Source organism: Paenacidovorax caeni (assembly GCF_001298675.1).
GTDB classification, from domain to species: Bacteria; Pseudomonadota; Gammaproteobacteria; order Burkholderiales; family Burkholderiaceae_C; genus Paenacidovorax; species Paenacidovorax caeni.
The window spans coordinates 1-6462 of record NZ_CYIG01000084.1; the positions used below are offsets into that span (position 1 = coordinate 1).

3 protein-coding genes and 2 pseudogenes are annotated in these 6462 nt (G+C 64.6%); 1 reads left to right on the forward strand and 4 read right to left on the reverse strand.

All coding sequences use genetic code 11. The features are described from left to right. Positions 1 to 276: 276 nt before the first annotated feature. The 3 genes and pseudogenes from BN2503_RS18435 to BN2503_RS18445 form a co-directional block, all read right to left on the reverse strand. Positions 277 to 903: pseudogene (locus BN2503_RS18435) on the reverse strand (aminotransferase class V-fold PLP-dependent enzyme); the annotation flags it as partial. 142 nt (positions 904 to 1045) lie between these two features. After that, on the reverse strand, positions 1046 to 3022 hold the full coding sequence (locus tag BN2503_RS18440; RefSeq protein WP_054258061.1) for an alkyl/aryl-sulfatase: 1977 nt from the start codon (positions 3020 to 3022) through the stop codon (positions 1046 to 1048). Between the two features lie 40 nt (positions 3023 to 3062). Further along, entirely contained in the window at positions 3063 to 4667 is a 1605-nt protein-coding gene (locus BN2503_RS18445; protein WP_175537985.1) for a GMC family oxidoreductase, read from the reverse strand. A gap of 112 nt (positions 4668 to 4779) precedes the next feature. On the opposite strand from BN2503_RS18445, the gene BN2503_RS18450 reads away from it, so the two are divergent. Further along, positions 4780 to 5691 carry a LysR family transcriptional regulator gene (locus BN2503_RS18450; RefSeq protein WP_054258062.1) on the forward strand — a complete coding sequence of 304 codons (912 nt, stop codon included), beginning with the start codon at positions 4780 to 4782 and terminating at the stop codon, positions 5689 to 5691. 243 nt (positions 5692 to 5934) lie between these two features. Here BN2503_RS18450 and BN2503_RS18455 read toward each other — a convergent pair. Continuing rightward, positions 5935 to 6462, reverse strand: a pseudogene (locus BN2503_RS18455) (IS91 family transposase); the annotation flags it as partial.

Sequence of the window (6462 nt, forward strand, 5' to 3'; positions counted from 1 at the left end):
GTGCTCGGCTACCGTTTGGTACAGCAGCGTGCGTTCGGGGTGGCGTGGGTTGTAGAGTTTGGGTTTTGCAGTGATTGGCATGAATACTGTACAAATGCACAGTATTCTGCGGCGATTGTTTGGGTACGCAAAGCACAAGGCCCGAACCGTCGCCAGTTCGGGCCTTGTCAGGGTAGCTTGGCTGCGGACTTACTTGCGCGCAGGCGGCACATCCGTGCAGCTGCCATGCGCCACTTCCGCCGCCATGCCGATGCTCTCGCCCAGCGTCGGATGCGGGTGGATGGTCTTGCCGATGTCGACAGCGCCGTGCTGGTGCGCCTGCGCGGTGGTGGCGGCCATGTCGTACATGTAGCCGGTTTGGTAGTTCACATGCGTGAGCATGAGCACGGCCACGTCTTCCTTCAGGGCGTGGGCCAATTCTTCGGGCGCGTCGATCAGGCGCAGTTCGTAGGCCGGGGCACCGTGGGCGTGGAGCTGGTCAATGAGGCCCTGGGCAATGTAGAGGTCGGTGGGGAAGTTGCGCCGCTCCGAGACGATGACACGCTTGTGCGGTGCGGCTGCCTGTTGCTTGCGCAGGGCTGCGGCCAGCACCTTGAACAGGTTGACCGAGGTTGTGTCGGTCACCACCACTTCACCGTCTTTGGCGCCCACCAGTTTGCCGAGCTGGTTGCCCAGGCGCTGCGGCAATTCGAACCAACCGGCCGTGTTCCAGCTACGGATCAGGCCCACGCCCCACTCCTGCTGAATCACCTGCTGGGCCCGCGCCAGCGCGGCCTTGGGCTGGGCGCCGAGCGAGTTGCCGTCGAGGTAGATCACGCCGTCGGGCAGGTTGAATTCCTGGCGCAAGGGGGCCAGGGCATCGCGGGCGTCCTGGGCTTGGGCAGAGGCAAGGGTGATGGGCATGGGGGTCTCCGGTGTGAGGTTGCGATGCCCGAACTTTACGCAATAGTCTGCGAAATGTGCTGCCTATTTGGTCTAACAGTCCCCTGTGTTTTCGCAGACTATTTGAAGCACAAGCGCAAATCCAGCGAAATTGCGCGTCCGACTATTTTGTGACGATGGGGAAGGTACCCGGCGCCTTGTCGATCAGGCCGAAAAAGCGCACCAGGTCGATCTTGCTTCCCGTCACCTTCAGGTCGTCCGACATCAGCGTGTCCTTGACGCCCGCCGTGCCGGCGATCATCTTGACGAAGATGTCCTTGGTCAGCGCCAGTGTGGCGTTGGCGTCAGGGGCCGGTTCGGCGCGCTTGAAGTGCAGTACTGCGTTCTCGATCCACAGCACATAGCTTTCCTTCAGGTCGGTCAGCACCAGGTTGACCTTGAGGTCCTTGCCCTCAGCGTCGGGGCCGTTCAGGCCGGCGGCCATGGCTTCCAGGAAGCGCTCCATGGGGGTCTGCAGCAGCATCTCGATCATCATGGCCTTGGACACGCCCTTGGTGGGAGGGCCATTGCGCAGCTCCTGCGCGGCTGTGAGGTAGGAGTTGCGCCAGGTGGCGGCTTCGGCCTGGTAGCCCATCTGCTCGTAGGTGCGGGCCAGCAGCTCCTTGGCGGACTTGGCGGATGGGTCGCCGAACACGGCGTGGTTCAGCAGTTCCGCCGCCCAACGGTAGTCGCCGACATCAAAAGCAGCCTGTGCGGCAGCCACGGCCTTGTCGGCTCCGCCGAGCAATTCGAGGTAGCGTTTCGCCGACTCCTGGGGAGGCAGGGGGTTCAGGTTGGCCGGATTGCCGTCGTAGGCGCCCATGTAGAACTGGTACACCGCCTTGACGTTGTGGCGCAGGTCGCCGTAGTAGCCGCGCACACCGAAGAATTCGCTCAACGACTTGGGCAGCTTCACGGCGTCGGCGATTTCCCGGGGCGTGTAGCCCGCATTGATGAGGCGCACGGTCTGGTCGTGGGTGTACTTGTAGACGTCACGGTGCATGGTCACCAGCTTGCGGATGTTGGCGTTGCCCCACACCGGCCAGTTGTGCGAGCCGATGTAGATCTCGGCGCCCTGGGTCTGTACCAGTGCCTGGTCCATGTAGTTGGACCAGCGCAGCGCATCGCGCACCTTGGCACCGCGCACCGGCAGCAGGTTGTGCATCTGCTGGCTCAGATTCTCGGCACCGTCGTAGAGCTTGAGCGCGGGAATGCTGAAAGTCATTTCGGCCGGGCACTCGGCCCCCGGGACGTTGTAGAACACGAAGTCCACGCCGTCGAGCTGGAGCTTCTGTTCCGGCTGTTCAATCAGGTGGTTGGGGGCCATGATGCCGATGCTGCCGTAGGCCACGTCCTTGCCCAGGCCGGTGTCCACGTTGCCCTTGGCCGTGCGTGGCAGGTCGCGGCCAAACTGGTAGATGGAGCGCCGCGCCATGCCGGTACCCACCATCACGTTCTCGCTGGTCGCTTCTTCCAGGAAACCTTCGGACGCCACCACCGGCAGTTTGCGTGCGGCCACTTCCTGCGGGGTGACGATCCCGAGCACGCCACCAAAGTGGTCGGCATGCGCATGGGTGATGATGACGGCTGACACCGGCTTGTCGCCCAGGTGCTGGCGGGCAAAGGCCAAGGCAGCGGCCGAGGTCTCGCGCGCGGTCAGGGGGTCCACCACAATCCAGCCGGTCTTGCCCTCGATCAGCGTCATGTTGGCAATGTCAAAACCGCGCAGCTGGTAGACACCGTCTGTCACCTTGAAGAGGCCGATCTGGGCATTGAGCTGGGCATGGCGCCACAAACTGGGGTTCACCGTGTCGGGCGCCTTGCCGTCGAGGAAGGCATAGACCTCGAAGTCCTTGAGCACCGTGCCGTCGGCGGCCTTGATCTGGCCCGTGGGCTTGGCAATGAAGCCGCGCTTGGCGTCTTCAAAGTCCTGCGCATCGTCGAGTTTGAGTTCCTGCGCAAACTGGGCGTTGGCCTTGAGCGTTTCCGGGCTGGCGTCACCGGCGGCGCCACCAATTCCCGTCGTCTTGCTGCAGCCGACCACCAGTGTCAGCAAGGTGGCCAGCAGGGCCATGCGCGGTGCGAAGTGCGGTGTCTTCATGGGGTGTCTCCTCGTTGCTTCTGTCGTGTTCGTGGATGGTTCAGTGGCCGGTGCGGATCAGCTCAGCACATTTTTCACCGACCATGATGCTGGGGGCATTGGTGTTGCCCCCTACCAGGGTGGGCATGATGGAAGCGTCGGCCACGCGCAGACCGGCAATGCCCTTGACGCGCAGCTGTGCATCGACCACGGCCAGCGGGTCGCTGTCGGGGCCCATCTTGCAGGTACCCACCGGGTGGTACTGGGTGTCGGCCCGGTTGCGGATGTCCTGCGCCATGGCGGCGGTATCGCCCGACTTCACGGGGTACAGCATCTTGCCGCGCACGCTGTCGAAGGCGGCACTTTCCAGGATGCGCTGCTGCATCTGCCCGCCTTGTACCAGCAAAGCGAGGTCACGCTCATCACTCAGGAACTGCGGGTCAATGACCGGCGCCACGCGCGGGTTGCTGCTTCGGATGCCCACCGTGCCACGGCTGTAGGGGCGCAGCACATCCACGTGGCAGGAAATACCGTGGCCCAGGTGGGCCTTGCGAGCGTGGTCGTCCACCAACGCCACCACAAACACCAGCTGCAGGTCCGGCACCGCCACTTCGGGCGCCGAGCGGAAGAAGGCACCGGCCGTGGCAATGGTGCTGGTGACCATGCCGCTGCGCTGGCGCCGCCACTCGAACATGGCACGCGCGATCTGGCCGATGCCGCGCGGTGAAGCCCCGAAAGACGCCGTATGGCTGGGCACGGTCCAGCTCTGCACGTAGTCGATGTGGTCCTGCAGGTTCTGGCCCACGCCGGGCAGTGCATGCACCGGCGTGACGCCGGCCTGTTGCAGCGCGGCCGGCGCTCCGATGCCGGACAGCTGCAGCAGCTGCGGTGAGCCAAAGGCCCCGGCGCTGACGATGACCTCGCGCCGTGCCCGCACGCGCTGTAGCTCGTTGCCCAGGTAGAACTGCACCCCGGTGGCCCGGCGCTGGTCCAGGTCCACCTTGGCACTGACGGCGTGGGTGATGACCTTCAGGTTGGACCGGCTCAGGTTAGGCGTCAGATAGCCCTTGGCCGCGCTGCAGCGTTCGCCGTTCTTGTGCGTCACCTGGTACAGAAAACTGCCCTCCTGCTGAGCGCCGTTGTAGTCGGGGTTGGGGGCGATGCCATGGTGCGCGCAGGCGTCCAGAAACATCCGGCTCAGAGGGCTTTCGAAGCGCGGGTAGGTCACGTTGAGCGGACCGCCCTGGCCGTGGAAGGCATCGGCGAACTGCTCGTTGTGCTCGGCGCGTTTGAACAGCGGCAGCACCTCGTCATAGCCCCAGCCCGGGTTGCCCAGCGCCGCCCAGTGGTCGTAGTCCCAGCGGTGGCCGCGCACGTAGAGCATGGCATTGATGGAGCTGGAGCCTCCCAGTGTTTTGCCGCGTGGCTGGTAGCCCTTGCGGCCGTTGAGTCCGGGCTGCGGCACGGTTTCAAAGGCGTAATTGTTGATGGTGGTCGGCACCATGGCCACGACACCGGCCGGGGCATGGATCAGCACGCTTTTGTCTGGGCCCCCGGCTTCCAGCAGGCACACCGTGGTGGCCGGGTTTTCGCTCAGGCGTGCGGCCAGCACGCAGCCGGCCGAGCCCGCGCCCACGATCACGTAGTCAAACTCCATGGCATCCATTCTTGTGTCTCCTCGTTGCGGGGGATTTTTGAAGGCAGCAAGAAATTCGTCCAATGCATATTGAGTGCAAAATCAATGCATTCAGTACATAACAAGAGCCTTGGAGACTGGCATGGACCTCAAACGCCTCAAGCACCTGGTCGCACTGGCCGACACGCGCAACTTCGGCCGCGCCGCCATCCAGTGCCATCTGACCCAGTCCGCCTTCAGCCGCAGCATCCAGGCGGCCGAAGAGGAGTACGGCCTGCAACTCTTCGATCGCGGCCCGTTGGAAGTCACCTGCACCGACGCGGGCGCATTTGTGGTCGAGCGCGCGCGCAAGCTGCTGTTCGAGAACCGCTGCCTGGAGCGCGATGTCAGCCTGTACCGCGAACGCCAAATCGGAGACCTGGCCTTCGGCGTCGGTCCCTTTCCAGCGGCCACCCTGGTGCCTTCGCTCTTGACCGAAATCCGTACCCGCTACCCCAAAGTCTGCGTGCGCGTGGAGGTGAACAACGCCGACTTCCTGGCCGCCCACCTGCGTGCCGAGGAACTGGACTTCTACCTGGCCGATGTACGCAACGTGGTCGCGGCCCCGGACCTGAGCATCACCCGCGTGGCCCAGCTGTCGGCTGGCTTCTACGTGCGCGCGGGCCACCCGCTGCTGGCTTTGGTGCAGGTCACCCCGGCGGACTTGCTGCCTTATGGCATTGCCAGCGTGCGCGTGCCGGAGGCGGTGCAAGTAGGCCTGGGCGCCCTGGCCGGCCTGGAAAACGGCAAGCGCCTGCCGCTGGCGGTGGAGTGTGACGACCTGAACCTCTTGCGCTCCCTGGCGCTGACCACGGACACAGTCATCGGCAACACCGATGCCGGCTCACTCGCCGACGTGCAGGCCGGGCGTCTGGTGCGCCTGGACATTGCCGGCATGCCCGCCGTCTACGCCGACATGGCCATCGTGTCGCTGCACGGCCGCAGCTACTCGCTGATGGCGCAGTTTGCCGTGGAGCAGCTCCTGCAGCAGGCCCGTGCACTGGACTGCCCATAATGCAGCCCATCCTTACCACCCCGGAGGCCCCGTGCTGAGCCTGGAACGGATAGGCGTTTTAACCGCATGAGGCCAAGTATCGCACCGCGGAAGCGCCATCAAGCCGGCTGAGACACTCGATTTTCCCGCCCAGGTGTCAGGTTCACCACCAGGGTTTGGCGTTCAGGAGAGTGATTTGCGGCGCTCGGCGTGTACCGGGCGCAGAGCCAGTTCGCGGCAAGTCAAAATCGCCGCTTTGTTCATTCACCAACTGATGCGCTGATCGACCTCAAAGTCCGGTGCCGGTTGCGCCGCTAGGTCCCAGTCTGCTGGCTCGGTTTGCGCCCCGTCATCCATCTGCGCATCACTACAGTCATCCCACAGCGGTGGCCCGCGCGCCGGGGAGATGCGGGGTGGCTCTGAATCTGCCCCGATGTGGTCCAGGATGTGCCGGATGTCAGCGCTGTGCGTAATGAACGCGATGATGCGCATATGCCCGCCACACAGCGGACACAAGAGGGGGAACACCTCGTAGATGCGGGCGATCAGCACCGCCCACAGGTAGTGCGCTGCACGCTTGGGCAGCACCGGCTCGCTCTGGGATGGCAGCGCGCTGCTCATCGGTACCACACCAGGCGCGCACTCCCCCGTGCTGATCGACGCGCCCAGCACGGGAGCGGCTTGCGCCGGTGTCGCCAGCGCCGTCACCGCAGCCCTGAGCGGCGAGTTGGGTGCCAACACGCCAAAATAGCGGTGCCGGTGGGTGCGTGGCGGGGGAACCAGCGCGGCAAT

Excerpts from the sequence above, each read along its gene's own strand:
- BN2503_RS18440 (WP_054258061.1), bottom strand. The coding sequence starts at position 3,022 with ATGAAGACACCGCACTTCGCACCGCGCATGGCCCTGCTGGCCACCTTG.
- BN2503_RS18445 (WP_175537985.1), bottom strand. The coding sequence starts at position 4,667 with ATGGATGCCATGGAGTTTGACTACGTGATCGTGGGCGCGGGCTCGGCC.
- BN2503_RS18450 (WP_054258062.1), top strand. The coding sequence starts at position 4,780 with ATGGACCTCAAACGCCTCAAGCACCTGGTCGCACTGGCCGACACGCGC.